The sequence below is a fragment of the Maritalea sp. S77 genome, assembly GCF_049801075.1.
Taxonomy (GTDB): Bacteria; Pseudomonadota; Alphaproteobacteria; order Rhizobiales; family Devosiaceae; genus Maritalea.
Genome location: NZ_JBNAGG010000002.1, coordinates 599,192 through 625,493 on the forward strand (window position 1 = coordinate 599,192; position 26,302 = coordinate 625,493).

Below are 26,302 nucleotides of genomic sequence, written 5' to 3' on the forward strand. Positions count from 1 at the left end.
CTTTATCTATGGAAACGCTTGTTTCGACGTCGTCAATCGCGGAAGAAATTCAACTTTCTTTCGCGCCTGTCTTTTTGTTGGCTGCTATTGGTGGCTTGCTGAACGTGCTAGGCACCCACCTTTCGCGTGCGGTTGACCAACTCAAGTCTGATGAAGATTGGGATGCCGGTTGCGCCCGCGATGTGCGCCGCATTCATTATATTATGTGGTCGAGCCGCCTATGCGTGATGACCGCGATATTGGTTTGCATCGTGGTTATTCTGATTTTCCTTGGCGACCATGTGGAGCCAGACCTTACGGCCTATATCTCCTTTAGCTTTATCGCCGCGATGGCGCTCTTGACTGTCGCGCTTGTGCTGTTTTTGATGCAGCTAACTGTCGCGCGGGAGCGGGCATTGATCAAGTTAAAGGCTGTAAAGCGAGTTGGCACCAAGTGACACCCACATTCACAATGCACTAGAGCGCGAGCAGCAGCTTGCGTACTTGAAAAGCAATTGTGGTGTCACCATCCGAAATTTGCTGTTCAAACTTGAGGGCGACGAGACCAGCGCGGCGTTTGAAGAAAACTATGCGAACCTTCTCGCGCTGCCAGAAATCTCCTATTGGAAGAGCAAATTTCCGGACATTGTGGAGATGGCAACCATCCTCGGCAGCAGTGATGCGTGCTTTGAGAATTGTTTTGGCAAACTTCTGTCATTCGGCGTGAAAAGCAAGGATATTCTCTCACTGGAATTGCGGATGCGCTATCTCGATTTTGTTCGCGATTGTGGGAACACTGAAGTTTATGGCGCTTTGGCGCGCTACATTGTGGCCGGATATCTTTTAATCGGCGGAGATGAAGATGAAATCGTCCGTCAAATAGTGTTGGACCGGATCGATACGCTTCATGATTTTGTCGCCACTTCGCCGCTCAAATTCGATGTTTATGTGGAGCCAGAAGTCTTTTCCATACCCAAGTCCTATCGTTCGAAGCGGCTTGTTAACCCGGCTCTTTATGAAAATGGGTCGTTAGACCTGCCGCTGGTTCATGACATTTTTGTTTTCGCGCACATGTTCCGCAAACTGCCGAAAGCATATCAGGCGAAGATAAATGTAATCGTCGACTACATCGCGGACCCCAAATATCAGGATTTCGACTATGGCTATGGGCTCGTGAAATATGGGCAGAACAAGTTCCATTTCATGGGATGGAGTGCCCATATGCCTTTATTCAATGGGGCATTGTCTGTTGACTATTTCAAAAAAGGGATAGTTTTCAGAATGCCGCTTTTCGCAGCATTTGACCATCCGAACATCCGCGCGTGGCAGGACAAGTTGCGCGATTATTTTGCTGCTTTTCGGCTTGAGGATTGCCTTTATAGCTTTTCAAATGAACTCCTGCCTGAAGTCAAAAATTCCTATTTTTTGAATGGTCGCCACACCTCTCTAAACGAGAATAGACGGCGTAAAACTGGAAAAATCGTTGAGTCGACTTTTTACGCCTATTGGGCGGGGCTTTGATTGGGGGGGGAATCTCATTCGGGGAAGGGGGGAGAAGTTTTGGTGCGGACGACGGGACTTGAACCCGTAAGCCGGTTAGGGCGAGGGATTTTAAGTCCCTTGTGTTTACCAATTTCACCACGTCCGCAGCGTCGGGTGACCCCGAGAGTGGCATTTTCATAGTCGAAAAAAAATCACATTGCAAATGGGAATCGCCGCCATTGGGGAAATGGGCTGGCGTGGCGATTGATCGTCATGTTGCTTCCGTATAGTGTCTTGACTTTATTCGACAATGTTTACCCCTACCAACGGGAAATCCTTATGGTTGATCAGCTTTCAAAAATTGTTCCAGTGATTATGGCTGGTGGGCGCGGCACGCGGTTATGGCCGATTTCGCGGTCGTCTCGGCCCAAGCAATTTTTGGCGCTGGCGGGGCAGGACAGTCTGTTCCAAGAGACATTGCAGCGGGTGGCTGATTCTGATCGGTTTGCGGCGCCGATTATTGTGACCAATGACGAATATCGGTTTTTGGTGGCGGAGCAGGCGCAGGAAATGGGCATTGAGCTTGGTGCAATTTTGCTGGAGCCAGCGGCACGGAACACCACGGCCGCCATTTTGGCCGCTGCGCTTTATTTGAAGCAGCAAGATGAAGAAGATCAGCTGATCTATGTGCTGGCATCTGATCATAAGGTGAAAGCCGATGCAGGCTATCAAGACGCGGTGAAGTTGGCCGCAAACTGTGCGCAGGATGGTGCGCTGGTGACTTTTGGCATAACGCCAACCGAGCCTGCGACGGGCTATGGCTATATCAAGCAGGGCGAAGGCTTGGCCAATGGCGGGCATAAGGTTGCTGAGTTTGTGGAGAAGCCGCAGCTTGAGCGAGCGCAGGAGATGTTGGACGCTGGCGGTTACTATTGGAACTCCGGCACCTTTATGATGCCGCGGGATGGGTTTGTTGCGGAATGTGAGCAGTTGGCACAAGAGACCCATGCGGCGGTGAGCGATGCAGTTTCCAAGGCGGCAAGTGATCTGGATTTTGTTCGGCTTGATAAAGAGAGCTTCGAGCAAGCGCCTGACATTTCAGTCGATTATGCGATTTTTGAGAAGACGGATCGTGCCGTTGTTGTGCCGAGCGCGTTTTCTTGGTCTGACCTTGGCAGCTGGGATGCTGTGTGGAAGGTGGGCGAAGGCGATGCGGGCGGCAATGTTGCGCGCGGTGAGGTGACCTTGTCTGACACCAAAAACAGCCTTGTTTATTCTGATGCAGGGCATGTGGCCGTGCATGGGCTGGAAAATGTAGCCGTTGTGGTGAGTGAAGATGCCGTTTTTGTGGGCAATCTGAACGAAGCGCAGCGTGTGGGGGATATTGTGAAGCACCTTAAAGGGCATGAAGAGACCCAAGCGCTGACGGAAACCCACAAAACCAGCTATCGCCCGTGGGGCGGCTATTCTTCCCTCGTCATGGGCGAGCGTTTTCAGGTGAAGCGTTTGTTTGTGAAGCCGGGCAAGCAATTGAGCTTACAGAAACACCACCACCGAGCAGAGCACTGGGTTGTGGTAACGGGCACCGCAGAAGTGACTGTCGGCGATAAGGTGCAGATGTTGGGCGAAAACCAGTCAGTCTACATTCCACAAGGCGAAGTGCACCGTTTGGCCAATCCGGGCAAGATCATGCTTGAGCTGATTGAGGTTCAAACCGGCTCCTATTTCGGTGAGGATGATATTATCCGCCTCGAAGATGAGTTTGGACGGTCCTAAGACATCACTGTTTCGAGCGGCCGACCGACACATTGATAATCAAAGCCCTCAGCCTTGAGGGTTTGACCATCATAAAGATTGCGCAGATCCACGAGAACGGGTTTGCGCATTTTCTTTTTAATCTCGGCAAAAGGCAGATCGCGGAACTCATCCCATTCCGTCACAATCACCATCGCATCTGCTTGGTCAATGCAGGCGAGGGCGCTGTCGCAATAGGTCACGTCTTTAAGGATATGCTTTGCATTTTCCATGCCTTCGGGATCATAGGCACAAATCTCGGCACCCATATCTTGCAGGCCTTGAATGATGGAAATGGAGGGGGCTTCGCGCATATCGTCGGTGTTGGGTTTAAAGGTGAGGCCCAAAATGGCGATCTTCTTGCCTTTGACTCCATTTTCGCACATGTGCGCGATTTTGCGGGACATGGCGCGTTTGCGATATTCGTTGATCGACACGATCATCTCGATGAGGCGCAGCGGGCGCTCATGATCTTGCGCGGTGCGCACAAGGGCCAGCGTGTCCTTTGGGAAGCAGGAGCCACCATAGCCGGGACCCGCATTGAGGAACTTTTCACCTATACGCGGATCAAGGCCAATGCCTTTGGATACGCCTTTGATATCCGCACCCACCACTTCGCACAGTTCAGCCACTTCATTGATGTACGCCAGCTTGAGCGCCAAAAAGGAGTTGGCGGCATATTTGGAGAGTTCGCTGGTACGGCGGTTCACATAAAGAATGGGATAGTTCTTTTGCGCAAATGGCGCGTAAATCTCGGCTAGTACCTTTTGCGCATGTTCGCTTTCCACGCCGACCACGATTCGATCGGGGGCCATAAAGTCCTTGATGGCCGCGCCCTCGCGCAGAAATTCGGGGTTAGACACAATATCGAACTGCAGGTCCGGTCGAGCAGATTTTACGATCTCCTCAACCTCATCGCCAGTGCCAACGGGGACAGTAGACTTGTTGATGATCACAAGAGGCTTCGCGGCTTTTTCGGCGATGCTTTTTGCAGCGGCGTAGATATAGCTCAAGTCGGCATGGCCATCGCTTTCGCGTGATGGAGTGCCTACTGCAATAAACGCAGCTTCAGCGTCTTTCAGCGCGTCTTCCAAGTCTGTGGTGAAGTGCAGTCGGCTTGTTTCGCGGTTGGTGGCGACCATGTCGCTTAGGCCCGGTTCAAAGATCGGTACGATATTTTGGTTAAGCTTGTTGATCTTTTGCGCGTCCAAATCAACACAGGTCACCTCGTGACCTATTTCGGCCAAGCACACACCAGACACCAAGCCCACATAACCCACGCCAATAACTGCGATTTTCATAGATTTACTCCATTCATTGGCTCGGACTTAGCCTCTTCTTTATGTAATTTCTACGACATTATCGTGCAAATGGTCGAAAATCGACGCATCCGCTTTGAATTTGCAGCAGCAATTTTGCACTATGGGGAAAAAAGGGGATCAATATGTCAATTCCATTTATCGACCGGAATGAAGTTGAAGATCAGTTGCGCTGGACCAGCATTGCGGATGCAATTTTTGATGGGCACAAGCGCAGCAAAGCGCGATTGGGCGATTTGTTTTTGAATCGCGTGGAAGACAATTCCACCATGCTGAACCGTGCAGCCTGGATTGATGATCTTGGCTTGGCGATGAAAGCGGTGACGGTTTATCCAAAAAATGCACAGCGCGAACCTGCAATCCCAACCATCCATGGTGTGGTGATTTTGTTTGATGACGATGCGGGGCAGATCAAAGCGCTGATTGACGGGGCGCTGGTGACCAAATGGAAAACGGCGACTGATTCTGTGTTGGGTGCACGCTTGTTGGCACGTAAGACATCGCGCAACTTGCTGGTGGTTGGCTCTGGCGTGGTGGCGGAATCACTTGTTGATGCGTATCGCGAGATTTTCCCCGACCTTGAGCGCATCCAAATTTGGAGCCGGACCTATGCGAATGCGCAGGAACTGGCTGAGAAAAAGCAGTGTGAAGCGGTGGAAGATTTGGCGGTTGCGGTTGGCGAGGCTGATATTGTGACCAGCGCGACAATGGCGCGGGAGCCCTTTATCAAGGGCGAGTGGGCCAAGCCGGGCACGCATTTCGATTTGATCGGTGCTTTCAAGGATGGGATGCGCGAAGCAGACGATGCGTTAATGCAAAAAGCGAAACTGTTTGTCGATAGTCGTGAGACAACCATCGATCATATTGGTGAGTTGAAAGATCCCATCGCGCGTGGGGTGATCAGCGCAGCAGATGTGCTGGCGGACTATTATGACATGGTGCAGCCCGATTGCACTTTACGTGCAGGTGATGATGATATCACGCTATTCAAAAATGGCGGCGGTGCCCATCTCGATTTGATGGTGGCCAACGCCATTTACGACATTTGGGCTGGGAAATAAGGTTATTCGTCGGGTTCGTTTGTGGCGGCGGATTGTCCATAATGGGCTTTGCGCCGCAGCAACAATCCTGCGCGAACTGATGTCACCACAAACCACGCTGCGCCCAGCGTTACCGCTATACCAGCGGCGAAGAATGGCACACCTGGGAAATAGGTGAAAGCCTTGGGCGAGGTGGTGAAAAACGAAAAGAGTTGTGTAGCCGCCAAGGGGCCAATGATCGAGGTGATCGAGTTGACCGCGTTGATGCCACCTTGCAGCTCACCTTGCGCGTTATCATCCACACGGTTGGCCATAAGCCCGGTAAGGCCAGGCACGACCAAGCCGCCCATGGCGCCCATGGCAAGGAATGTGTAAAGCCCCAATGGCGTGTCGATAAAAGCCATGCCGAAGAAGGCAAAAACTGCAAAGCTCATGCCGATCATGACGGTTTTGACTTCGCCAAACCATTTCATGGAGGGGCGGATGATGATGGCCTGCACAATGGCAAACATGATGCCAAATGCACCCAAGGAATAGCCCACTTGCGATGGCGACCAGTCAAACCGTTCGATGGTGAAGAAGTTCCAGATGCTGGGATAGGTTTGGGCGGCCAGCGAGAAGAAAAACAGTACAGCGATAAAGGACAGTACAAACGGGAATTTGCGCAAGGACATGAGCGTGCCCAGCGGATTGGCGCGCTTGATCTCAAAGCGGCGCCGTTTGCGCATTGTCAAGCTTTCCGGCAAGACGAAATAGCCAAAGATCAAATTGACAAAGGCGAGTCCCGCTGCCGCGAAGAAGGGTACGCGGGGACCAAATTCGCCCAGCTGACCGCCCACCACAGGGCCAATGATAAAGCCAGCGCCAAAGGCAGCGCCGATCAGGCCGAAATTCTGTGCGCGTTTCTCGCGGGTGGAAATGTCAGCAATATAGGCGGTGGCGGTGGAGACGGCAGCGCCCATAATGCCAGATAGAACGCGCCCGACAAACAGCCAGATAATAGTGGGAGCGAAGCCCATCAACATATAATCCAGCGTTAGACCCAATAGCGACAAGAGCAAAACGGGCCGACGACCAAAGCGATCGCTCAGATTGCCGAGAATGGGTGAGAAGATAAATTGCATCAACGCATAAACAAACAGCAAAAAGCCGCCATAAACGGCCGCTTCCGCCACTGTGCCGCCTGTCAGCTCTTCGATCAGGTGCGGCAGCACAGGAATGATGATGCCCAGCCCGATAATATCGATGAGAACAGTGATCAGAATGAAGGCCAGCGCCAGCTTTGAATTCTTTGCTGCTGTCATGATGTTCCTTTAGGCGGGTATTTTGCGTCAATAGACATGTTGGATATAGGGAACGCAAGTCAATATTGAACCACCCGAGGGTGGAAATCTCCCTATTAGATTTAAGAACGTGAACAATCCTTTGCCGTTACCGCTATTTTTGTAAATCAAAATGCGCCTATTTTCGCTGGTACAGAAAATGGAGGCGAATATGACGTCCAATTTAAAACATGCAGCAAAAACGAGTCGTGGCCATTATGTACAAGAAGGTGAAGGGATTATGGTGCATCGCTATATCGGCACGCCCGATATTGATGTGATCAACCCTTTCTTGATGCTGGACTGGTTTAAAGTGGAAAGCCCTAAGGGGTCAATTCCCGGTTTTCCGCCGCATCCACACCGCGGGTTTGAAACCATCACCTTGATGCTTAGCGGCTTTATGGGTCACCGCGACAATATCGGCAACACGGCAGAAGTGGGGCCCGGTGGTGTGCAATGGATGAAAGCCGCTGGTGGCATTATCCACTCAGAAATGCCACGAGTGGAAGGCGATGACGATTTGTCTGGCTTGCAGTTCTGGTTGAATTTGCCAGCTTCCCAAAAATCGGATCAGCCCGAATATACCAATCTCGACATTTCCAAGCTGGAAGTGGAGAAACGTGAGAAAACCAACCTGCGCGTGATTGCGGGCGAAACCAGCCAAGGCACAAAGGGGCATTTTCTGGATCGGGAAACGCGGCCGTTTATCCTTGATGTGGAATTGTTGTCCGGCGGCACGTTTGCAGAGCCACTTGAAGGACGCCAAGGTTTCATTTTGGTGGTGGAAGGCACTGTCAGCATTTTGGATGCAGATGGGACCACAGCGCTTTATGGCGAAGGCAGTTTGATTGAATTGAGCAAGGCAGGTGACGCAGTGGAAGTGCACAGCGATACTGGCGGACGCTTTGTGCTGGCCACAGGCCATGCGCTGGATGAGCCGATTGCGAAGGGTGGACCCTTTGTGATGAATACAAAGAGCGAGATTTATCACGCATTCCAAGACTATTCGGCAGGTAAGTTTGGCCCAGCCTTATAGCATGCCCTCAAATGGGTCATGACTATAGATCCAATCAAGTCTTTTAAGTTGCGCGTCAGGCGACTGGCGCGCAACGACAAAATTCCGCGCCCACGCCTTTGGCGGGCGCATATGGAAGATTTTCCCATTTTCCGCTGACTGTTTTTGCACCTTGTCGACGCGGGGTTTGCGCAATTTTTGATATTGCGCGAAGGCCTTTGCATTGTCTGGCTCAGCGGCCATCAGCACCGCAAGCAAGCCTGCATCTTCCATACCCATGGCCGCACCTTGCGCTTGAAAGGGCAACATGGCGTGAGCTGCATCGCCGATTAATGCGATATTTCCTTTGTACCAATCATCACACGTAATGCCGAAAAGCGGCCACGGTGTGAACTGATCATAAAGTGAATCTAGAAGGGGCGATAAAGTGCTGTTTTCTTTAATAGAAAGCTTGTCCGGATTTAGATTCAGCTCTTGGTTGCGTGCGATTGATTTGTGCCTATGCGTTGAAAATAGGGCGATGTTGACGCTTTGCTGGTGTGGCAGCGGGTAGAGGACGGCGTGGTAGTCTGGTCCCCAAAAAAGTGACGTGTGATCCGTTGGTAAAAATTTGGCGATGTGATCAATGGGCGCGAGGGCGCGCCAAGCCACATATCCAGTGAAATTAGGTTTTTTGCCATTGATGTGGTCAATGCGCGTTTGTGAGCGCACGCCGTCGGCACCGATATGGGCGCGGGCTGTCACCGGATAGGGCGCGCCGGATTTGTCTTTCAATAGAATTGAAACGCCATCTGCAGTTTGGGTGGCGTCAATCTCTTCAATCCCAAAATGCATATCGATATTGGCAAACTTTTTTGCCGCGCGATAAAGGCAGTTTAGAAGATCAGCCCGATGCGCCACGGCGTAGGGCACGCCGTCATATCGTTTGGTGGCAAATTCGCCCAATTTCACTGAATTAATGGGTGTTTGGTGCTTGTGCGGATAGATGTCTACGGCTTCGGGCGCGAAACTGTTGGCCGCAAAATCTTCATCAAGGCCAAGGGTGTTGATGACCCGTCGCGCGTTCGGGCTGATTTGCAATCCTGCACCAAATTCACCTGGCGTGCTTTGCTTTTCCGCCACCACAACGCGAAAGCCAAACTTGGCCAGCGCAATAGCCATGGTGAGGCCCGCAATGCCAGCCCCGGCAATTGAGATCGTCTTGTCGCTGTTGGCCATTCGGCACTCCAGCTTTGATTAAGAATTAAGCTGACTTTTTGTTATAGGCTGCTTCAGCAGGGGACGCGGCAGCGCTGTCGAGGTCTGCATTATACACATAATGGGTCGAGCAATAGGGGCACACAATTTCAGTTTCATCGCCCATGTCCAAATAGACATGTGGGTGATCATATGGCGGCAGCGCACCGATGCACTTAAACTCTTTGGTGCCGATTTCAATTTTAGCGACGCCCATGCTGTTTTGAAAATGTGGTGTGATTTGATTTGCCATTGTCTTATCGACTCATTGCCCAATTGAATGCGAGAGGTTAAGTGTGGCGGACATTAACCGAGACAAATGGAAAAAACCAGAGCAAACACCACTTGAAAGTGTAAAGTTTTGGTTTGTTGAACAGGGAATAACGCGCGATGCCAACTTTTACATCTGAAGGCTATGAAATTGCCTTTTCGATCTATGGTGAAGGGCCAACAGTGCTCTTGGTGCACGGGTTTGCCTCCAATGGCAAAGTGAACTGGGTTGATACTGGTTGGGTGGATGCGCTGGTTGAAGCGGGCTATCGCGTGGTGACCATTGATAATCGCGGCCATGGTAAATCAGAAAAAATCTATGATACTGGCGCTTATCCCTCTAGTGAGATGGCTAAAGACTCGATCAATTTGATTGACTATCTCGGCGTTAAACAAGTCGCGATTATGGGTTATTCCATGGGCGCACGCATTTCAGCCTATGTGTCAATGACTGCGCCGGACAAGATCGCTTGTGCGGTATTTGGCGGGCTGGGCGAACGCATGACTGTGGGCATGAGCAATTCAACTACAATCGTTGATGCCTTGTTGGCGCCAACCTTGGAAGCGGTGACAGATCGCACGGGGCGGACCTTTCGCATTTTTGCCGAACATACCAAGAGTGATTTGAAGGCCTTGGCGGCGTGTATGGGTAGTTCTCGGCAAAAGATTTCTGAACAAGATGTTGCCAAAATTGACGTGCCCGTTTTGGTTGCTGTTGGTAGCGAGGATGAAGTTGGCGGACGGCCAGAACCCTTGGCTGCCTTGATGGATCGTGGTGAAAGTCTTGTGATTGAAGGGCGTGATCACATGCGCGCGACTGGGGATAAACAGTTTAAAGAAGGTGTGCTAGACTTCTTTAAACGCGTCTATCCCGCAGGATAGAGCAATAGTTTTGATGAACGAATTGGATATGGCTATGGCTGGCAACGTCAACCGCGAGGAAAAACCCAGAATTGTGGACCCGGTGTGGCATGATGTGTGCGCTGAAGCGCGGCAAATCATGGCTGATGAACCTGCGTTTTCCAACTTTGTGATCTCAAATGTGCTGAATCATAACAGTTTAGAAGAGGCGATGGCCTATCGTTTGTCTGAACTGTTGGAACATGCGGATATGTCGGCAGCGATCATCCGCCGCGCCTTTGACGATATGTTGCAGGCGAAGCCTGAATTGGCGAACTATTTCCGCACAGATTTGGCGGCGACATTGGAACGTGATCCCGCGACCAATCGCGCGATTGAGCCTTTGCTCTATTTCAAGGGTTTTCAAGCCATTCAAACCTATCGCTTCTTCCACGAGTTGTGGAATGCGGGGCGCAAGGATTTTGCGAAATATCTGCAAAGTCGCGTGTCTCAGGTATTTCAAGTGGACATTCACCCTGCCGCGCGGCTTGGTGCTGGTATCATGGTCGACCACGCGACTGGCCTGGTGATTGGCGAAACGGCTGTGGTTGGCGACAATGTCTCTATTCTCCATGCAGTAACTCTTGGTGGGACGGGTAAAGAAGATGGTGACCGGCATCCAAAAATCGGTTCTGGCGTTATGATTGGTGCTGGGGCGAAGATTTTGGGCAACATCAAGATTGGCAATTGCGCTCGCGTGGCTGCTGGTTCTGTTGTGTTGCGAGACGTGCCAACCTGCATGACCGTGGCTGGTGTGCCAGCCAAAGTGGTGGGCGAGGCTGGATGCGCTGAGCCAGCGCTGCGCATGGACCAAATGCTGATCGACGAGCCCAACTAATTTATTATGGATTTAGGTGATCAAATGAACGCGGCAGAAATGGTCTGGGCGCGTGAGCAAAAAGTCTTGGCTCATGGCGAAATTGCTGGCACCGCTTTTGCTGAGGATTTTGTGAGCTTTGCTCCAAATGGCAACGCGCTTGATGGGGAACAATTCACCGCGCTGCTGCGTTCCGCTCGGTTGTCTGCAGATGACGCACGTCTAATGTGGTGCGAGCAGGGGCAAAAAGACAGCTATTGTTTGGCCTTTCGCGTGCCTGAGGCAGATGGTCGGTTGACGACACATATGTCTTTGTGGCGCTATCAAAAGGACGAATGGCGCAAACAATTCCATATTTTTGTGGAAGGTGAGGATAGTTTCTAAAAATATCTCACCACAACTTGAGGCTTGGGCAAAACTGACTATCTTGCCCCATCAAACGAATTAGAAGATGCGGAGTGCATAATGACAAAAGAAGAACTGGTGAACCTGCAGAAATATTTGCAGGCAAAATTTGGCAATCCGCAATTGCTGGTGAAGGCGCGCCCTAAAAAGACAGATTCGGCTGAGGTTTATCTCGGTGAAGAGTTTATCGGCGTGCTTTATCTGGATGAAGATGAGGGCGAGCGCTCTTTCAACTTCCAAATGGCAATTTTGGATATCGATTTGGACGAAGTTGCGGGTTAATCCGCCTTTGTCATGATGTTGAGTTTGGCGCGCATTTGTGCGTCAAACGCCTTCCACTGGGGCAAAACTTGCTCCGGAAATTTGATCACCGCAGCGACACGCTTGGTGACCAGCTTTGTTTCCAAACAATTTGGTGCTTCAATTTCATCCGCCAATGGCTTTACGCACTTGGCAACAAAGGGTTGTGGCCGTAATGGATCATACCAGACACTTTCATCCTTATATCCATCACCATCCTTTAGCTGACGACCAACAAGTCCATATTGGTACTTTGCCGGGTCAGATGAGAAGCGATGTATATAGAGCGCGTCGAGCAGAAATGCGCTTGGCGTTGTGCGGCTGGCCTGCACTAAATCCACATTGATTTCTGCCACCTCCGAATCCAGTTGGACCGGAATCAGCAATTGCAATCCCTCTACCGCATGTTGGGCATCGTCCAATTCAGTGACCATCCAGTTTTCGGGCACATAAATTTCGCCAAAGCCCAATGTTATTTGGCGTTTCTTGCCGACAAATTCTGGATCAACTTGGATTTTTTCCGGCTTTAACGCCTCAAATCCATAAATTATCCCCAGCCCAACAATCGATAACAAGGCCATCAGGAACAGGCTGTTCATGATAACACTTTGTTTTTTAGTATTTTTTCTTAGTTTCTTGCGGGCCAATTTCTAGCTTTCGGCATTAACCATTCGTAGTTTTGGGACGTGACTTTTGATGTAGGCGGAAATATGTTTAACAAAGTGTTAAGAAATTTCTAAAATGCAAACGGGGAAGCCATGTCCATCGAGTTCTTTATTGCACTTTATATCGTCGCAGTTGGATTGGCCGTGGCCGGTGTTGGTACCTATCTTTATCAAATGATTTTCAAACAAGAAGCGATGTTGCGCTTTGATGGCGCATCATATTTGGGCTCGCTTGGTCATTTGTTGATGAGCTTTCTTTGCGGGCCGATGATCATGTTGCATTTGGGCTGGCGCAATGAAGGCCAAAGCTCTTTGTCGATGAGTGGTGTCTTGTTATCTGCCTTCATCGCATTTGGCTGGAGCTTTATCACGGGCTTGCTGGCGCTAAGCGTATTCCTGAGCATCTTGGGCGCTTAAGCCCATGGCGCCGCTTTATCAGCTAAGCGCGGAAGAGCCAAATATCCATTCCATCTTTGTTGCGCGAACCGCGTCGGTGATGGGCAAGGTTTCGGCTGCTGACCAAACAAGCATTTGGTTTGGCGCCGTTCTGCGTGGCGATGCAGATCATATCTCCATTGGTGAAGGCAGCAATGTGCAAGACAATGCAGTGGTGCATTGCGATCCAGGCTTTCCAGCTATTATTGGGGCCTATTGCACTGTTGGGCATTCAGCAATCGTGCATGGCTGCACATTGGAAAAAGGTGTGCTTGTTGGCATGGGCGCCATTGTGATGAACGGTGCGGTGATCGGCGAGGGTAGCATTGTCGGTGCTGGGGCGATTGTCACTGAAGGAACAAAAGTGCCGCCATTTTCCGTGGTGTTGGGGCAGCCTGGGCGCATTAAAAAGACTTTGGACGCCAGCACCATGGATGAACGAATTGATCAGGCGCAGCGTTATATTGAACGGGCGCAGCATTTTGCAAAAGATTTAAGAGAGATAGGCTGATTGAAAAGGCGAAGGGCCAGCTCGGGGAAGCTGACCCTTCTATTCGGCCGAGAGTGTCAGGGGTTGGAAGGGTGGCCGAATTAGCGTGACGCGAGGATAACCCCACGATTGTCTGCAAGCTCCATCCAGCGGCCCTGATGCTGCTGAGATTGACGCTTAACGTAGGTGTAGTTGGTTTCACTCCAGATTTTGATCAAGCCTTCTTGGTTGTCCAAAATCAGGTCGCCGCGGTCTGTGCGAACGGTCAGCACGGCATGGCCTTCGCCATTGGCTTGCTTCACAACAGTGATCAAAAGGGTGCTTGGGGCCCAGCCGCGCTCAATCAAGCTGCGGCGCTTGGCCAGCACATAGTCTTCACAGTCGCCATATTCGCGGGGATAGGTCCAAAACTCTTCAGTTTGGTACAGATCAATATCATTGATCGGGCGGATGGTTTCGTTCCAATGGGCGTTGACCTGCAGCAATTGATCCCATTTCGCCTGAGTCAAGTTCTCATAAGTGATCAGATTGGAGTTCTGACCACACTCAGCTGGGCGAGATTGGCAAAATTGTGCGTGTCCAATGGGGATGGATGTTTCGCGTACATCCAACACAAAGGCTTGGTCTTCGCTGATGGCCAAAGCTGGTGCAGCCCAAAGAGCGGGCAACGCACTCATAGCCAAAAATAGTTTTCGCGCAGTGGCGTAAAAGTTCTTCATTTCAAATCTCCCTGACAGAGACCAGAATGAAGAAGAGACTTTTCGCCCTCGCGAAAAAATATGTTCAGCTTTTAATCAAGATTGAACCAATAGATTCAACGCTTGTTAAGCATGAAAAAGCCCCGATCGGCGGGGCCGCGGGACTATTGTTCTAATGATGCTTGGGGCGGTATGCTAGTTTGTGTGCAGGTTTCTTTGCACCACGGAAAACACCTCCTGCACAGAGGAGAACTCGACCGCGATCCCATCATCAAAGTGACGCACGACACGCGCGCGCATGCGACCAAGGGTGACGGGCGTACCCATTTGTGGGCGCACATCGATTTCGATGGCCGCGCCAGACAAAGAAATATCGATGATCTTGCAATTATATTTGCGCCCATCGTCCAGAATGATGCTCGAATGGCGAATGTCGGGCACTTGCCGATCATGCCGACGATCTTCTGGCAGGTTGAGAATGTCTTTGTTCGCAAACCAAGTAAGTTGGGCCGCAATATTGTCGCGTTTACGTGGCGACACTTTCACTTCCATATGGAAGCCGCCATCAATCAATTCGATGATTGTGCCTTCAATTCGGCCAATATGATCGAGATATGCGATGATCTTTTCGCCGACTTGTCCGCTGGCAGGCGCAATAATATGCGCATCGCCGGGCGACATTTCGATAACCTGACAAGGGAATTCGCGCCGATCTTCCAGCATATAACGCCCCAAAAGAGAGACCTTTACGCTTTGGAAGCGGGACTCATCAAAACTGGGGGGCATATGAGCAGCAAATTTCTGTGCGGTCGCGTTCAACATACTCACAAGGTTATCCACAAAACTAAGATCGTGGACAAACCATATCGGTTTTTGGTTAACCGAGTGTAAGTGAGTTGAAATTGTTCAAATTTTTATTGCTTGCCGCCGTCAATGACTGCCAAGTGCTGGTAGCGCCGGGCAGAGCGCCCAAACACAGACACTGAGCCGCCATAATTCTCCTGCAAGTCCACCAGGTCATTTTCTGGAGCAACCTCTGCCTGCATGTCACGACCGGACAGATCTGTTGGGTGATCGTCAGGCCAGATGAGGCGCAAACCAGTGATCTTCTGATCCATGATTGGGTGCGTGCCGAACCAATAGGGCTCCTCAACGGCTGTGATCGCCCCGATGATGCGGGTGTTGGTGGCGCCATTGTGGCGCAATGGCAGCAGAATGCTCTCGAATGACAGCGGATGATTGTGCTGGCTTGTGCCAGTGAAGGTCACCAATGCGGCGGCGTGATCATCTGTCACAGCTTTGATCAATGTTTCAATCGCGTCGCGATCTTTGCGGCGCCACAAATCAAGGAAAGGGCGGGTTTTCAGCTCACGATTATAGGCAGAACAAATATGTGACCCAGCGAGACGGAAGTTGAAACTTGTGCCCAACTTGTCTGCTTCCAGAATAAAGGTATTGGCCAGCGCATGACGAATCTTAGTAGGGTCCACGTCGCGACGCTCAGGCGCGCTGCGGGTGCCCCGTAGATTGTTCCAGTAATTATAGAGTGTGCGCGTGCTTAGCTTCTGCATGGTCTCGTTTCGCCCCACTGGTTCGTCAAAATTTGATGGGAATTTCGACGCCGTTTTTTTGATCTTTAAGTTGGGCTCAATGTGACTCAAACGATCGGAAAAATCGCCCTTAAACCTTTATTAAGGTTAACGCGGTGGGCAAGATGTGGAAAAATTCGAAAATAGCGGGCATAAACGGGACCTTACAGGATTTGGAGTAGACATGAATAATCCCCAAAATGAGCAAAAGCCGCAGAATTCAGGGCAAAATCCACCGATTGTGAATTTGCCGCCTGTCGTGACGGCGCTCATCATTTTTATGGTTTTGCTTCATTTCAGCGCCAGCCTGATTCTGTCCGATGAGTCATTTTACCGGTTTTTCTTAACTTTTGGCTTTGCACCGTTGCGGTTGCAATATGCGCCGGAAATGCCCGGCGGAGTGGGTGCCTTGTTCTGGACGCCCTTCACGCATGGGTTCCTCCATGCCGATTGGATGCACCTCACTTTCAACATGCTTTGGCTCGCCGTTTTCGGCACACCCATCGCCCGCCGTTATGGGCCCGTTGGATTCGCCATCGTATTCGGATTGGGCCTTATTGGTGGCGTGATCGGCTATATGATTCTGCACTTTAATTCTGTCGCCGTTTTGATCGGTGCATCCGGTGCGGTGTCCGCTTTGATGGGGGGCGCGTTGCGCTTCATGTATCAGCCGCTTTTGAAGGAAGTGGATGAGGAGACAGGCGAGGTGCACATTTTAGGTCGGCGCTTAGCCACCCCTGCAGAATTGTTGAAAGATCAACGTGCTGTCGGCTTTACCGTGGTTTGGATGGGCGTCAATTTATTGTTCGGCCTGTTTCCGCAGCTTATGGGCATGGAAGGCGCAAATGTTGCTTGGGAAGCCCATATTGCGGGTTTCATCGCTGGGTTCTTCGCTGTGGCGTGGTTGGAGCGGCGGCCGTTTTAGCCTTTGCTGTAACGCTCTTTTGGATCGAAAAGTGGATTGATGCCAAGATCTTGCACGGCAAATCCATTACCTGATTTTTCTACAGCACGGTAGAAGCAGGTTTTACGGCCTGTGTGACATGCGGCGCCTGAACCTGACTGGGTGGCGCGGACCTGCAAAATGTCCTGATCGCAATCTACCCGCATTTCAACGAAGTTCAGCAGTTCGCCTGATGATTCGCCTTTTTTCCATAAGCTATTGCGAGAGCGAGAAAAAAAGTGCACGTAACCTGTGTCGAAGGTGAGGCGAAGAGCTTCCTCATTCATATAGGCTGCCATCAATATGGCGTCACTCTCCGCATCGGTGACGACGGCGAGAATAAGGCCATGTTCATCAAAGCGCGGGGCGAAAATTTCGCCAGCTTCAAGTTCAGTCTTTGAAATGGATTTGGGATCGATCAAATTGCTCATAGGCGCTTTATAGAATGCGCCTATGAAGATTTCTATATCGAATGTGGTTATTTTTGCAGGGCGAGCAGGTGGAAAAAGCGATCCTGCTCTTTTGGCTCTTCTGCAAACACACCCGTAAAGCGTTGGGTGAGGGTGGTCGCGCCATGTTTTTTTACGCCACGGAGCGACATGCACATATGTTCTGCTTCCAGCATCACGGCGGCGCCGCGCGGATTTAGATTGTCATTGATCGCATCAATGATTTGCTGGGTTAGGTTCTCTTGAGTTTGAAAACGCTTAGCAAACACATCGGTTACACGGCCCAGTTTGGATAGGCCGACAACGCTGTCTGTTGGTAGATAAGCAATGTGCGCTTTGCCCACGAACGGTACCATATGGTGTTCGCAGTGTGAAAAGAACGGAATGTCTTTCACCAGCACCATATCGTCATAGCCGCCCACATCGCGGAAGGTCTTATTGAGCACTTCTTCTGCGTCAAGATTGTAGCCCTCGAAGAATTCTTCATATGCTTTTGCCACCCGCTTAGGGGTTTCCAACAAGCCTTCGCGGGTTACATCTTCACCCGCCCACGCGAGCAAGGTGCGCACGGCTTCTTCTGCCTGCGCGCGCGAAGGACGTGCGACAGGCTTGGGCTCAGAAATGTCTTTTTTTATGGGTTTAACGGTCGCATCCATGATCATCTCCTGATGGCGTCGACCTATTATACGGAGCCAGAGACTGAACGGATTGCCATTTCACACGCCAAAGTGAAATTCCGGGCACTGGCTTGGTTTTGATTGACCTGCACTATATGATGCTTATCTAAAAAGAAACAAGTCTTCTCCCGTACCAGATGAGTTCACAATGTCGTTTGGCGATATCTACAATCAAATGATTCTCGAATATGCAGGCAATTTGCCTGATTTGCCGCGTTTGGATGCACCAGATGCCAGCGCTCGCCGACATTCGCGGGTTTGCGGCTCTACCATCGAGATTGATTTGAAGATGGAAGATGGAACTGTCGCTGCCTATGGCCATGAAGTGGCGACATGCGCGTTGGGGCAGACATCTGCCTCCATTGTGGCGCACAATATTGTGGGCGCAACGGCGGATGAGTTGCGGCTTGTGCGCACGCAAATGCAAGCCATGCTTAAAGCGGATGGGCCGCCGCCAACTGGACGGTTCGAAGATTTGAAATATTTGGAGCCAGTCAAAGACTTTCCGCAACGCCATGCGTCTGTGATGTTGGTTTTTGAGGCGATTTGTGATGCGCTCGACCAGATTGAGTTGCAAGCGAAAAGCGCATGAGCATTTTGCGGCTGATTGGTCGGATTGTTGATTTTCCTTTTCGCTGGCTGGCGATCGGGTTGATCACTCTTTATCGCTACACGCTGTCGGCTTTTATGGGCCGAACGTGCCGTCATGCCCCATCTTGCTCCGAATTTACGCTGTTGGCGATCAAGCAATATGGCTTTTGGCCCGGGGGCTGGATGGGGGCAGCGCGGATCTACCGATGTCGCCCCGGGGGGACCAAAGGTTTTGATCCAGTGCCAGAAACTTTGCCAAAAAAGGCAAAATGGTATGCCCCTTGGCGGTTTGGGCGCTGGAAATAATTTCAAAACATGCTAAAGCAACCTCTTTGACGGACCACGACGCAATAGTGCGCGTGGCAATTGACGAGATGAAATGGAGAAAGATCATGGTCAATGTGTCGTTTCCTGATGGTGCAGTTCGAGAGTATACTCGGGGTACCACCGGCACCACCATCGTAGACTCCATTTCTAAGTCATTGGCGAAGAAAACCGTTGCGATGCGGATCAATGGCGAGTTGGCTGATTTGTCCGATCCATTGAATGAGGATTGCGCAATTGAATTTGTGCAACGCGACGATGAAGCTGCGCTGGAATTGATCCGCCACGATTGTGCTCACGTGTTGGCTGAGGCCGTGCAAGAGCTTTGGCCGGACACTCAAGTGACCATCGGTCCAGTGATCGAGAATGGCTTTTATTACGACTTTGCGCGTGATCAGCATTTTACCGAGCAAGATTTTGAAGCCATTGAGAAGAAAATGGCTCAAATTATTGAGCGTGGTGCGGTGTTCACCAAGGAAGTTTGGGATCGCGAGGAAGCCAAGCGCGTTTTTGCGGCCAAAGGCGAAGACTATAAAGTTGAATTGATCGACGCCATTCCCGGTGATGAAGACCTGAAAATTTATAAGCAGGGTCAATGGTTTGACTTGTGCCGCGGTCCGCATATGCGCAGCACCAAAGATGTTGGTGTGGCGTTTAAACTGACCAAGGTAGCAGGTGCCTACTGGCGCGGCGACAGCAACAACAAAATGCTATCGCGCATTTATGGCACTGCTTGGGTCAACCCAAAGCAGCTTAAAGCCTATTTGCACATGATCGAAGAAGCTGAAAAGCGCGATCACCGCAAATTGGGTAAAGAGCTTGACCTTTTCCATTTGCAGGAAGAGGCGCAGGGTTCTGTATTCTGGCATCCAAAAGGCTTCAACATCTATAATCAAATGGAAAGCTATATTCGCCGCAAGGTGAATGCTGCTGGTTATAAAGAGATCAAAACCCCGCAGCTGATGGACAGCAAATTGTGGGAAAAATCCGGCCACTGGAGCAAGTTCCGTGAGGACATGTTTGTGGTGCCGGATTTGGAATTTGCCTCTGATGCTGAGCAGTTGGATGTGGCACCTGATTCCAAATTGATGGCGTTGAAGCCGATGAATTGCCCAGCGCATATTCAGGTGTTCAATCAGGGCATTAAATCCTATCGCGATTTGCCATTGCGCTTTGCCGAGTTTGGCTGTTGCCACCGGAACGAAGCGCATGGTGCATTGCATGGTTTGATGCGCGTACGTCAAATGACCCAGGATGATGGCCACGTGTTCTGTCGTGAAGATCAGATCACCTCAGAAACTGAGGCTTTCTGCGCATTGCTTGATTCTGTTTATCAGGATTTGGGCTTTACCGAGGTCAAAATCTTGTTGGCGACACGTCCTGATATGCGGGCAGGTAGCGACGAGACTTGGGATCAGGCAGAAAAAGGCTTGGGCGATGCCTTGCGGGCAACTGGCCGTGAGTTTGAAATTGCCGAAGGCGAGGGCGCATTTTATGGCCCGAAGCTTGAGTTCCATTTGAAAGATGCCATTGGCCGTTCATGGCAGTGTGGCACCTTGCAGCTCGACTTTGTGTTGCCGGAACGTTTGGACGCGTCTTACATCGCAGAAGATGGTTCGCGCCAACGCCCAGTTATGTTGCACCGCGCTGTGTTGGGCACTTTGGAGCGCTTTATCGGCATTTTGATTGAAAACCATGCGGGCCGTATGCCCATGTGGTTGGCACCTACACAAGTTGTGGTCGCGACCATTATTTCTGATGTTGATCCTGCAGCCATGAAAGTGGTTGAGAAGCTGAAAGCGGCTGGCCTACGGGTTGAGACTGATTTCCGCAACGAAAAGATCAACTATAAGGTGCGTGAGCATTCAACCCAAAAAGTGCCAGCAATTTTGGTGCTGGGTGAGCGTGAAGCGGAAGAAGGCACCGTTTCAGTTCGTCGCCTTGGCGAAAAAGGCCAGAAGGTGGTGAGCGTCGAAGAAGCGGTTGCTGCTTTGGCGGCGGAAGCCACACCTCCTGACTTGAAATAGATTATAGAGCGGCGCGTATTTGCTTGGCTTTGGCTGATGAATATGCGCCGCTTTGCACCGCTAGAACGCGGCCTTGCCGATCAATCACCACGGCATAAATTTGGTTTTTTCCACCCAGCCCGAGATTTTTGCGAAAGCGCGTTACATTGGTGTAAAGCGTCAGGGTTTTCGCGCGTGTTGCTTGCGATGGAATGCCTGAACGCATACCATTTTCAATCATCCCGCCCATCAAGCGCAAGGCTGAGGGCAGAACGGGCAATTCATAAAACTTTGCTTGGCCTGCATTTTCCAACTTCTCTGCAAAGGGCAGCCAAGTGTTGATTTGGGGTTGCTGCTCTTGCTCAAACGCGATGAGCAAAAGGGCGCGATTGGCGTTAAAGTCTGTCGGGAGACTGAGCTCTCTTCCGTTCAAATCCTTTGTGTCGAGGTTCGGAAATTGCTGGGCCACAGTTGCAGTGCTGGCAGCGGCGAAAGAGAAAAAGGTTGCCATAATCAAAAAGATCTTGCGCATAGATAACTCCATTGTTTGGGCTATCTACGCGCAATGCGGGCAGTCAGATTAGTTGAATCACTGTGTGATGATTTCAATTTCACGTGGCAGGCCGGGCAAAACCTCAAATTCTCGGTTGAACACACGGTCGCCCAGGCGGGCCAGCAATATATATTCGCCTTGCGCCAGCACCGTTGCTGGGAAAGCGGTGGCTTCTTCGTAAATCGTTTCGCCGGAAAGGTTTTTCACGATCCAGCTGGTGTCGGCAATGGCTTCTCCGCCGGGCTCTGAGACGAGTTTAAAGGTGACTTGCGCGGCTCGGTGATAAAGCGTCGCTTCGGTCAATTGTCCCGGTTTAACTTGCAAATCCGCCTTGGCGGTCGCGTTGACGTTGCCGAAATAGGAAGTGATCGAATAGGTGCCGGAATTGAGGTGTAGCAATTGTCCCGGTTGCACAGCGCGTGCCACGAGAACAGATTGTCCTTCCGCATCGCGGGTGTTCACATTAAAGCGGATAAAACGGTCTGGAATGTTGATGTCGCCAGAAATGGCTGCGCCCAGTTTTAGACCGCCGACATCCAAAATGATGTCCAGTTGATTCGGGCCGGGTTCCACCGTGACCGTGTCAGATGCTTGCGCCAAGCCATAGGCCGCATGCACCACATATTGGCCGGGTGATAGGCTGAAAATTGCCGGGGTCGCCTCGGATTTATCCAACAGTTCCAGCTCACCTTGTTCATTTGGCGTGGTGCTGAACACGCGCCACACAATGCCTTGGGGGATAATTTCCCCATCTTCCGCTACTTTCGCGGAAATGGTCACTGGCTGGGGTTTGCCGGGCTTTGGCGTGTTTTCCACTGTCGGTGTTGGTGTTTGCGGGGTGGTCGTTTGCGATGGTGCTTCGGTCGCGCCTTCCAATCCTGCGGGCCGTGGCGGCGGCACGGGAGCCACTTCCTGCGCAAAGGCTGCTACGCTTTGGCCCAAAAGGCCCAAAGCAAGAAAAAGGGATGCTGCCAATGGAGCGGAGCGGCGTTTTGTGATGACCATAAGTGCACTTTAGCTTAGATTTGGTTCAAAATTTGGCAATGCATATTCAGAATGTGCATCAGCTATGACATAAGTGCAATTGGTTTATAAAAAGTCCAGATCAGAAGGAATTGCTGATGCCGCATCAAGACGCGCTGATTGAGTATTTGAAAACACGCCGATCTGTTACCGGGCCCTTTTTGACCACGCCTGGGCCAACCGTGGCTGAGCTTGATCAAATCATGGAAATTGGCATCAGGGTGCCAGATCATGGCAAAATCGCGCCGTGGCGCACGGTGGTGTATCAAGGTGCGATGCGGGAAGCCATTGGCGACAAGCTGGCGCAGATTTGGAAAGAGAAGCACCCGGAAGCGGATGATGAAGTTCTCGAGGTAGAGCGCAAGCGCTTTTTACCGGCACCCGTAACTATCGGCGTTTTGGCAAAGCCGCAAGCTCATCCCAAAGTGCCGGAGCTGGAACAGATGCTGTCTGCCGGTTGTGTGTGCTTTAATCTGGTTCATGCTGCGCATGCGCACGGTTATGCCGCGCATTGGGTGACCCGTTGGTTCAGCTTCGATGCAGATGCTGCCGCAATGTTAGGTGCGGAAGATGGCGAACAATTTGTTGGCTTCGTGCATATGGGCACAGCTGAAGTTGCCCCGCAGGAGCGTGATCGACCAAATCTTCGTGATGTGGTGAGCTATTGGCACGAATAATTGGGCAAACTATGCAAAGTTTGCTATTATTATACCCGATAAACCAATAATTTGCGGGGTCTAACGTGCCCACCATTGATCCAAATAGCTTGCCGCCAGAACTGACGCGTGCCCTGACGCGTGCAGGGGATAAGAATGGCGTGGATTTTGGCTATTTGTTGCAAACGGCCATGCGCGAAAGCTCCCTTGATCCAGAAGCTAAGGCTGCCACTTCCTCAGCGGTGGGGCTGTTCCAGTTTTTGGAGGGCACCTGGCTTGAGGTGATTAAGGAAGAGGGCAGCAAGCTCGGCTATGGAGACTTGGCCAACAAGATTACCCGCACAGACCGTGGCTATGAAGTGATCAACCCGCAGGAGAAGGCGGGCATTTTGGCGTTGCGCGAAGATCCGGCATTGGCGGCAGATTTGGCAGCGGCGTTCACAAGGCGCAACGGCGAATATTTGAAAGACAAATTTGGCCGTATGCCGAGTCCGGGCGAACTTTATATAGCGCATTTTCTTGGTGCAGGCGGGGCGGAGAAGCTGTTTAGTCTGGGACTAGAACAGCCCAATGCGATTGCGGCAGAGCATTTTGGCCCACAAGCCCGTGCGAACCGACCCATTTTTTACAAGGGCGATCAACCGCGCACGATCAAGGAAGTTTATCAGGTTTTGGTGCGCCATCACGCGCCTGAAAACTCAGATCAAGCGGCGGCTACCCAGTTTGCGGCGCAGCAGATGGCGCTGGATAGCAAAGGGCCTTTTGCGGTGCGCCAACCAGCGAGTTTGGTCAATCCATTTGAATCTCTTTATCGTCCCACCGGCGTGCCATCCACCAGCTACGCACCTGACGAGTCTAGCAAAGGTACTGAAAAACAAAGCTTTTTCAGTTCTCTTTATAAGAAATAACTCAAAAGCCGCACCGCCACATTTATGGTGAACGCTTCTTTAATTCTTGCACGCTAATCTATGGGCTAGTTTGTGAGTAAAAGGGTAATTTGCGTGCTTGGTTATCAAGATTATCTTGATCTTTCTCAGTCTCCCCATGCCGAAGATCGTGGGCAGGCAGCGCGTATCGCGGCGCGCGCCTATCTCGACCATGATGGGCCGGCAGATGAGCACGCGGCACTTTATGCGGCGGTGTTGAGCTTTCTCGACGATACGAGTGTGAAAGTGCGGGCAGCATTGGCCTATGAGCTTTTGCGCTCTGCCTATGCGCCACGACCTGTGATGTTTGCCCTTGCGCAAGATGATCCCGTTATCGCAACGGCAGTTGTACAATATTCTCCTGTTTTGCAGGAAGCTGATCTCAATGTGTTGATCAAGGCAGGGGATGAACCTGTTTTGCTTTCAATTGCGGGCCGACAAACGCTTTCGCCCAAACTGGTGGTCGCGTTATTGGCCAAGCAAAACCGCGCGGTTGATTTGCGTTTGATTGAACATAATGCTGAGCGCTTGTCTGAAAGTAGCTTGTTGGAACTTTGTGACCGTTGGACGGACGATGCGGACGTGCGCGGCGCATTGCTGGACAAGACGAGCCTGCCAGCGGCTGGACGATATTTGCTGACCGAGCAAATCGCGGCCGACCTGGCAGAGATGCGCTATGTGAAAGGCGCGATACAGCCTGCGCGCTTAAAGCGGATTATGCGGGATCTTGTCGATGATGCAACGACCCATATTGGCGATGACATCGCTGATCAAAGCAACCATGCCTATATTGAAGCATTGATCGAGAGCGGGCGTTTGACCCCGCGCTTGCTGATTCAATCATATTTGTTTGGCCGCCATATTTTCTTTGATGCCTGTGTGGGGCAATTGGCCCGCGTGCCGTATCGCAAAGTGAGCGGCATCTTGGATAAAGGCTCTCGCCGGGGCATGTATGCTTTGTTCCTCAAATGTGGGTTTGATGCACCGTTAAGCAACTTGATGTGTCGCTTGGTGACCGTTTCTCGTCATCACCACTTGGCTGAAGATCAAGCGGCGCGCCATTTTGTGGTGTCACAATTGATCACGGCTTTGATTGATGAGCATGAGGGCGATGTGCCTGAGACGTTGGAAGCGATTTTTGCTTATCTCAACGAATTGAACGTGACATTGGCGCGCAATGCGGCGCGGGGCGTGATGGCTACATTCTGCGATCGGGCACCGAATGAAGCGCGCATGGCGGTGACGCAGTTGCGCGGTGAAGCCTTAGCGCTGCCAGCGGCTTAGCAAACTAATTCTAATAGCCAAATTGTTCATTGAGGACGCGTTCGTCTAGGCTATGGCCCGGATCGAAAAGTAAGCTCACTTTGTGCGTGCGGTCTTCTTTGATGGAGACACGTGTGATCTTCTTGAATGGCTTGCTGTCTGCCACCGCATTGACTGGGCGTTTGTCCACTTCGCGTGGAATCAGTGTCACTTCCGCTTTATTGGGCAAAATTGCCCCGCGCCAGCGCCGCGGCCGGAAGGGCGAAATTGGGGTGAGGGCCAGCAGAGGCGAATCGATGGGCAAAATCGGCCCATGTGCAGAAAGGTTGTACGCTGTTGACCCTGCTGGGGTGGCCACCAATATGCCGTCACACACCAACTCGTCTAGGCGAGACTTGCCATCGATCAAGATTTGCAATTTAGCCGCCTGATAAGATGCACGCAGCAAAGACACTTCATTCAGCGCCAGTGCTTCGTGGGTTTCACCTGCTTTGGTTGTGACCTTCATGCGCAAAGGGTGGATATCACTTTGTTCTGCGGCTTGTAGACGTTCGCGCAAATTTTCCGTGCGAAATTCATTCATCAAAAAGCCGATGGAGCCGAAATTCATGCCATAAACTGGGATGCCTCGGTCCATCACGCGGTGCAATGTTTCTAGCATCAACCCGTCGCCGCCCAAGGGCACGATGATGTCCGCATCTTCAAATTCGCAATTGCCATAGAGCACCACCAGCTCCTGCAATGCCGCTTTGGACTGGTCGGAACCATTGGAAATAAAGCAGATTTTTTCAAATTTCGCCTGAGACACGACCGCAACCCTTGTCGATGCTGATGGCTCTATTGATTGCATACTCAGGGGCGGAAGTGGAAGTCTAATTCGGTGAAAAACACATAGTTTCTCCAAGAGCTTGGATTTTTCGAAAAATTTTTGGAAAATCAGTCTTGCGCAAATTAAATTAGGGTGATAGCAAGCGCCTCGGAGCCGGTTTAGCTCAGTTGGTAGAGCAACTGATTTGTAATCAGTGGGTCGGGAGTTCAAGTCTCTCAACCGGCACCATTTTTCCTCTAGGAAAATCAAGGCTTTGAGCCACATTTCCCCAAAAGAACAAACGTGAACGTCCGACTGAAAAAAGTC

General features: G+C 51.2%; 31 protein-coding genes and 2 tRNA genes. 19 read left to right on the forward strand and 14 right to left on the reverse strand.

Annotated elements, in window-relative coordinates; translation table 11 throughout:
- Positions 1–8: 8 nt before the first annotated feature.
- Together ACP15Y_RS10670 and ACP15Y_RS10675 are read left to right on the forward strand one after the other, a co-directional pair.
- On the forward strand, positions 9–437 hold the full coding sequence (locus tag ACP15Y_RS10670) for a DUF2721 domain-containing protein (protein WP_424983051.1): 429 nt from the start codon (positions 9–11) through the stop codon (positions 435–437).
- Positions 424–1,500 carry a hypothetical protein gene (locus tag ACP15Y_RS10675; RefSeq protein ID WP_424983052.1) on the forward strand — a complete coding sequence of 359 codons (1,077 nt, stop codon included), beginning with the start codon at positions 424–426 and terminating at the stop codon, positions 1,498–1,500. The genes ACP15Y_RS10670 and ACP15Y_RS10675 overlap by 14 nt, the downstream gene beginning before the upstream one ends.
- A 40-nt stretch (positions 1,501–1,540) precedes the next feature.
- On the opposite strand, the gene ACP15Y_RS10680 is transcribed toward ACP15Y_RS10675, so the two are convergent.
- Positions 1,541–1,627, reverse strand: a tRNA-Leu gene (locus ACP15Y_RS10680).
- A 173-nt stretch (positions 1,628–1,800) separates the two neighbouring features.
- Between ACP15Y_RS10680 and ACP15Y_RS10685 the strand changes: the two genes are divergently transcribed.
- Positions 1,801–3,237, forward strand: a complete 1,437-nt coding sequence (locus ACP15Y_RS10685) for a mannose-1-phosphate guanylyltransferase/mannose-6-phosphate isomerase (protein ID WP_424983053.1) — start codon at positions 1,801–1,803, stop codon at positions 3,235–3,237.
- On the opposite strand, the gene ACP15Y_RS10690 is transcribed toward ACP15Y_RS10685, so the two are convergent.
- Entirely contained in the window at positions 3,234–4,556 is a 1,323-nt protein-coding gene (locus ACP15Y_RS10690) for a UDP-glucose dehydrogenase family protein (RefSeq protein ID WP_424983054.1), read from the reverse strand. The genes ACP15Y_RS10685 and ACP15Y_RS10690 overlap by 4 nt on opposite strands.
- Positions 4,557–4,699: 143 nt before the next feature.
- Here ACP15Y_RS10690 and ACP15Y_RS10695 point away from each other — a divergent pair, with 143 nt between their 5' ends.
- Entirely contained in the window at positions 4,700–5,635 is a 936-nt protein-coding gene (locus ACP15Y_RS10695) for an ornithine cyclodeaminase family protein (protein ID WP_424983055.1), read from the forward strand.
- A gap of 2 nt (positions 5,636–5,637) precedes the next feature.
- On the opposite strand, the gene ACP15Y_RS10700 is transcribed toward ACP15Y_RS10695, so the two are convergent.
- Positions 5,638–6,918 carry a TCR/Tet family MFS transporter gene (locus ACP15Y_RS10700; protein WP_424983056.1) on the reverse strand — a complete coding sequence of 427 codons (1,281 nt, stop codon included), beginning with the start codon at positions 6,916–6,918 and terminating at the stop codon, positions 5,638–5,640.
- Positions 6,919–7,108: 190 nt separating this feature from the next.
- Between ACP15Y_RS10700 and ACP15Y_RS10705 the strand changes: the two genes are divergently transcribed.
- Positions 7,109–7,972: a pirin family protein gene (locus ACP15Y_RS10705; protein ID WP_424983057.1), complete on the forward strand. Its 864-nt coding sequence runs from the start codon at positions 7,109–7,111 to the stop codon at positions 7,970–7,972.
- Here the strand turns inward: ACP15Y_RS10705 and ACP15Y_RS10710 are convergent.
- Both ACP15Y_RS10710 and ACP15Y_RS10715 read right to left on the reverse strand, forming a co-directional pair.
- Complete coding sequence (locus ACP15Y_RS10710; protein ID WP_424983058.1) at positions 7,967–9,169, reverse strand: FAD-dependent monooxygenase; 1,203 nt, start codon at positions 9,167–9,169, stop codon at positions 7,967–7,969. The two genes, ACP15Y_RS10705 and ACP15Y_RS10710, sit on opposite strands and share 6 nt — an antisense overlap.
- Positions 9,170–9,194: 25 nt before the next feature.
- The gene (locus tag ACP15Y_RS10715; RefSeq protein ID WP_424983059.1) at positions 9,195–9,440 is read right to left on the reverse strand and encodes a zinc-finger domain-containing protein; all 246 of its coding nucleotides are present in this window, start codon (positions 9,438–9,440) and stop codon (positions 9,195–9,197) included.
- A 137-nt stretch (positions 9,441–9,577) separates the two neighbouring features.
- On the opposite strand from ACP15Y_RS10715, the gene ACP15Y_RS10720 reads away from it, so the two are divergent.
- From ACP15Y_RS10720 to ACP15Y_RS10735, 4 genes are all read left to right on the forward strand, one after another.
- Positions 9,578–10,339 carry an alpha/beta fold hydrolase gene (locus ACP15Y_RS10720; RefSeq protein ID WP_424983060.1) on the forward strand — a complete coding sequence of 254 codons (762 nt, stop codon included), beginning with the start codon at positions 9,578–9,580 and terminating at the stop codon, positions 10,337–10,339.
- 28 nt (positions 10,340–10,367) lie between these two features.
- Positions 10,368–11,195 (forward strand): serine O-acetyltransferase, encoded by an 828-nt coding sequence (cysE, locus tag ACP15Y_RS10725; RefSeq protein WP_424983094.1) that lies wholly within the window; start codon positions 10,368–10,370, stop codon positions 11,193–11,195.
- A 24-nt stretch (positions 11,196–11,219) separates the two neighbouring features.
- Positions 11,220–11,558 (forward strand): hypothetical protein, encoded by a 339-nt coding sequence (locus ACP15Y_RS10730; protein WP_424983061.1) that lies wholly within the window; start codon positions 11,220–11,222, stop codon positions 11,556–11,558.
- 81 nt (positions 11,559–11,639) lie between these two features.
- Positions 11,640–11,861, forward strand: a complete 222-nt coding sequence (locus ACP15Y_RS10735; protein ID WP_424983062.1) for a DUF3126 family protein — start codon at positions 11,640–11,642, stop codon at positions 11,859–11,861.
- Here ACP15Y_RS10735 and ACP15Y_RS10740 read toward each other — a convergent pair.
- A complete protein-coding gene (locus tag ACP15Y_RS10740) occupies positions 11,858–12,478 on the reverse strand; it encodes a hypothetical protein (RefSeq protein ID WP_424983063.1) in 621 nt (206 codons plus the stop codon). The two genes, ACP15Y_RS10735 and ACP15Y_RS10740, sit on opposite strands and share 4 nt — an antisense overlap.
- A gap of 159 nt (positions 12,479–12,637) precedes the next feature.
- Between ACP15Y_RS10740 and ACP15Y_RS10745 the strand changes: the two genes are divergently transcribed.
- The gene (locus ACP15Y_RS10745; protein WP_424983064.1) at positions 12,638–12,961 is read left to right on the forward strand and encodes a DUF6949 family protein; all 324 of its coding nucleotides are present in this window, start codon (positions 12,638–12,640) and stop codon (positions 12,959–12,961) included.
- 4 nt (positions 12,962–12,965) lie between these two features.
- Positions 12,966–13,490, forward strand: coding sequence for a gamma carbonic anhydrase family protein (locus tag ACP15Y_RS10750; protein WP_424983065.1), 525 nt, complete (start codon positions 12,966–12,968; stop codon positions 13,488–13,490).
- An 80-nt stretch (positions 13,491–13,570) separates the two neighbouring features.
- Here ACP15Y_RS10750 and ACP15Y_RS10755 read toward each other — a convergent pair whose 3' ends face one another.
- The 3 genes from ACP15Y_RS10755 to ACP15Y_RS10765 form a co-directional block, all read right to left on the reverse strand.
- A complete protein-coding gene (locus tag ACP15Y_RS10755; protein ID WP_424983066.1) occupies positions 13,571–14,188 on the reverse strand; it encodes a transglutaminase-like cysteine peptidase in 618 nt (205 codons plus the stop codon).
- A 174-nt stretch (positions 14,189–14,362) separates the two neighbouring features.
- On the reverse strand, positions 14,363–14,989 hold the full coding sequence (locus ACP15Y_RS10760) for a PilZ domain-containing protein (protein WP_424983095.1): 627 nt from the start codon (positions 14,987–14,989) through the stop codon (positions 14,363–14,365).
- Positions 14,990–15,081: 92 nt separating this feature from the next.
- Entirely contained in the window at positions 15,082–15,738 is a 657-nt protein-coding gene (locus ACP15Y_RS10765; RefSeq protein WP_424983067.1) for a PAS domain-containing protein, read from the reverse strand.
- 202 nt (positions 15,739–15,940) lie between these two features.
- Between ACP15Y_RS10765 and ACP15Y_RS10770 the strand changes: the two genes are divergently transcribed.
- A complete protein-coding gene (locus tag ACP15Y_RS10770; RefSeq protein ID WP_424983068.1) occupies positions 15,941–16,681 on the forward strand; it encodes a rhomboid family intramembrane serine protease in 741 nt (246 codons plus the stop codon).
- Here ACP15Y_RS10770 and hisI read toward each other — a convergent pair.
- Positions 16,678–17,130, reverse strand: coding sequence for a phosphoribosyl-AMP cyclohydrolase (gene hisI, locus ACP15Y_RS10775; RefSeq protein WP_424983069.1), 453 nt, complete (start codon positions 17,128–17,130; stop codon positions 16,678–16,680). The genes ACP15Y_RS10770 and hisI overlap by 4 nt on opposite strands.
- 47 nt (positions 17,131–17,177) lie before the next feature.
- Complete coding sequence (gene folE, locus ACP15Y_RS10780) at positions 17,178–17,804, reverse strand: GTP cyclohydrolase I FolE (RefSeq protein ID WP_424983070.1); 627 nt, start codon at positions 17,802–17,804, stop codon at positions 17,178–17,180.
- Positions 17,805–17,973: 169 nt separating this feature from the next.
- On the opposite strand from folE, the gene ACP15Y_RS10785 reads away from it, so the two are divergent.
- From ACP15Y_RS10785 to thrS, 3 genes are all read left to right on the forward strand, one after another.
- Complete coding sequence (locus tag ACP15Y_RS10785) at positions 17,974–18,417, forward strand: iron-sulfur cluster assembly scaffold protein (protein WP_424983071.1); 444 nt, start codon at positions 17,974–17,976, stop codon at positions 18,415–18,417.
- Complete coding sequence (gene yidD, locus ACP15Y_RS10790; RefSeq protein ID WP_424983072.1) at positions 18,414–18,722, forward strand: membrane protein insertion efficiency factor YidD; 309 nt, start codon at positions 18,414–18,416, stop codon at positions 18,720–18,722. Before ACP15Y_RS10785 ends, yidD begins: the two co-directional genes overlap by 4 nt.
- An 86-nt stretch (positions 18,723–18,808) precedes the next feature.
- Complete coding sequence (gene thrS, locus ACP15Y_RS10795; RefSeq protein WP_424983073.1) at positions 18,809–20,767, forward strand: threonine--tRNA ligase; 1,959 nt, start codon at positions 18,809–18,811, stop codon at positions 20,765–20,767.
- A gap of 1 nt (position 20,768) precedes the next feature.
- Here thrS and ACP15Y_RS10800 read toward each other — a convergent pair whose 3' ends face one another.
- On the reverse strand, positions 20,769–21,278 hold the full coding sequence (locus ACP15Y_RS10800; protein WP_424983074.1) for a hypothetical protein: 510 nt from the start codon (positions 21,276–21,278) through the stop codon (positions 20,769–20,771).
- 57 nt (positions 21,279–21,335) lie between these two features.
- Positions 21,336–22,304, reverse strand: a complete 969-nt coding sequence (locus tag ACP15Y_RS10805; protein ID WP_424983075.1) for a hypothetical protein — start codon at positions 22,302–22,304, stop codon at positions 21,336–21,338.
- A 116-nt stretch (positions 22,305–22,420) separates the two neighbouring features.
- Between ACP15Y_RS10805 and ACP15Y_RS10810 the strand changes: the two genes are divergently transcribed.
- The 3 genes from ACP15Y_RS10810 to ACP15Y_RS10820 all read left to right on the forward strand — a co-directional run bounded on the left by ACP15Y_RS10810 (position 22,421) and on the right by ACP15Y_RS10820 (position 25,188).
- On the forward strand, positions 22,421–22,999 hold the full coding sequence (locus tag ACP15Y_RS10810; protein ID WP_424983076.1) for a nitroreductase family protein: 579 nt from the start codon (positions 22,421–22,423) through the stop codon (positions 22,997–22,999).
- A 65-nt stretch (positions 23,000–23,064) separates the two neighbouring features.
- Positions 23,065–23,886 carry a lytic transglycosylase domain-containing protein gene (locus ACP15Y_RS10815; RefSeq protein ID WP_424983077.1) on the forward strand — a complete coding sequence of 274 codons (822 nt, stop codon included), beginning with the start codon at positions 23,065–23,067 and terminating at the stop codon, positions 23,884–23,886.
- 93 nt (positions 23,887–23,979) lie between these two features.
- Positions 23,980–25,188 (forward strand): DUF2336 domain-containing protein, encoded by a 1,209-nt coding sequence (locus tag ACP15Y_RS10820; protein WP_424983078.1) that lies wholly within the window; start codon positions 23,980–23,982, stop codon positions 25,186–25,188.
- Positions 25,189–25,198: 10 nt separating this feature from the next.
- Here ACP15Y_RS10820 and ACP15Y_RS10825 read toward each other — a convergent pair whose 3' ends face one another.
- Positions 25,199–25,975: an NAD kinase gene (locus ACP15Y_RS10825; RefSeq protein ID WP_424983079.1), complete on the reverse strand. Its 777-nt coding sequence runs from the start codon at positions 25,973–25,975 to the stop codon at positions 25,199–25,201.
- Between the two features lie 173 nt (positions 25,976–26,148).
- On the opposite strand from ACP15Y_RS10825, the gene ACP15Y_RS10830 reads away from it, so the two are divergent.
- A tRNA-Thr gene (locus ACP15Y_RS10830) sits at positions 26,149–26,224 on the forward strand.
- The last annotated feature ends 78 nt before the right edge of the window (positions 26,225–26,302 follow it).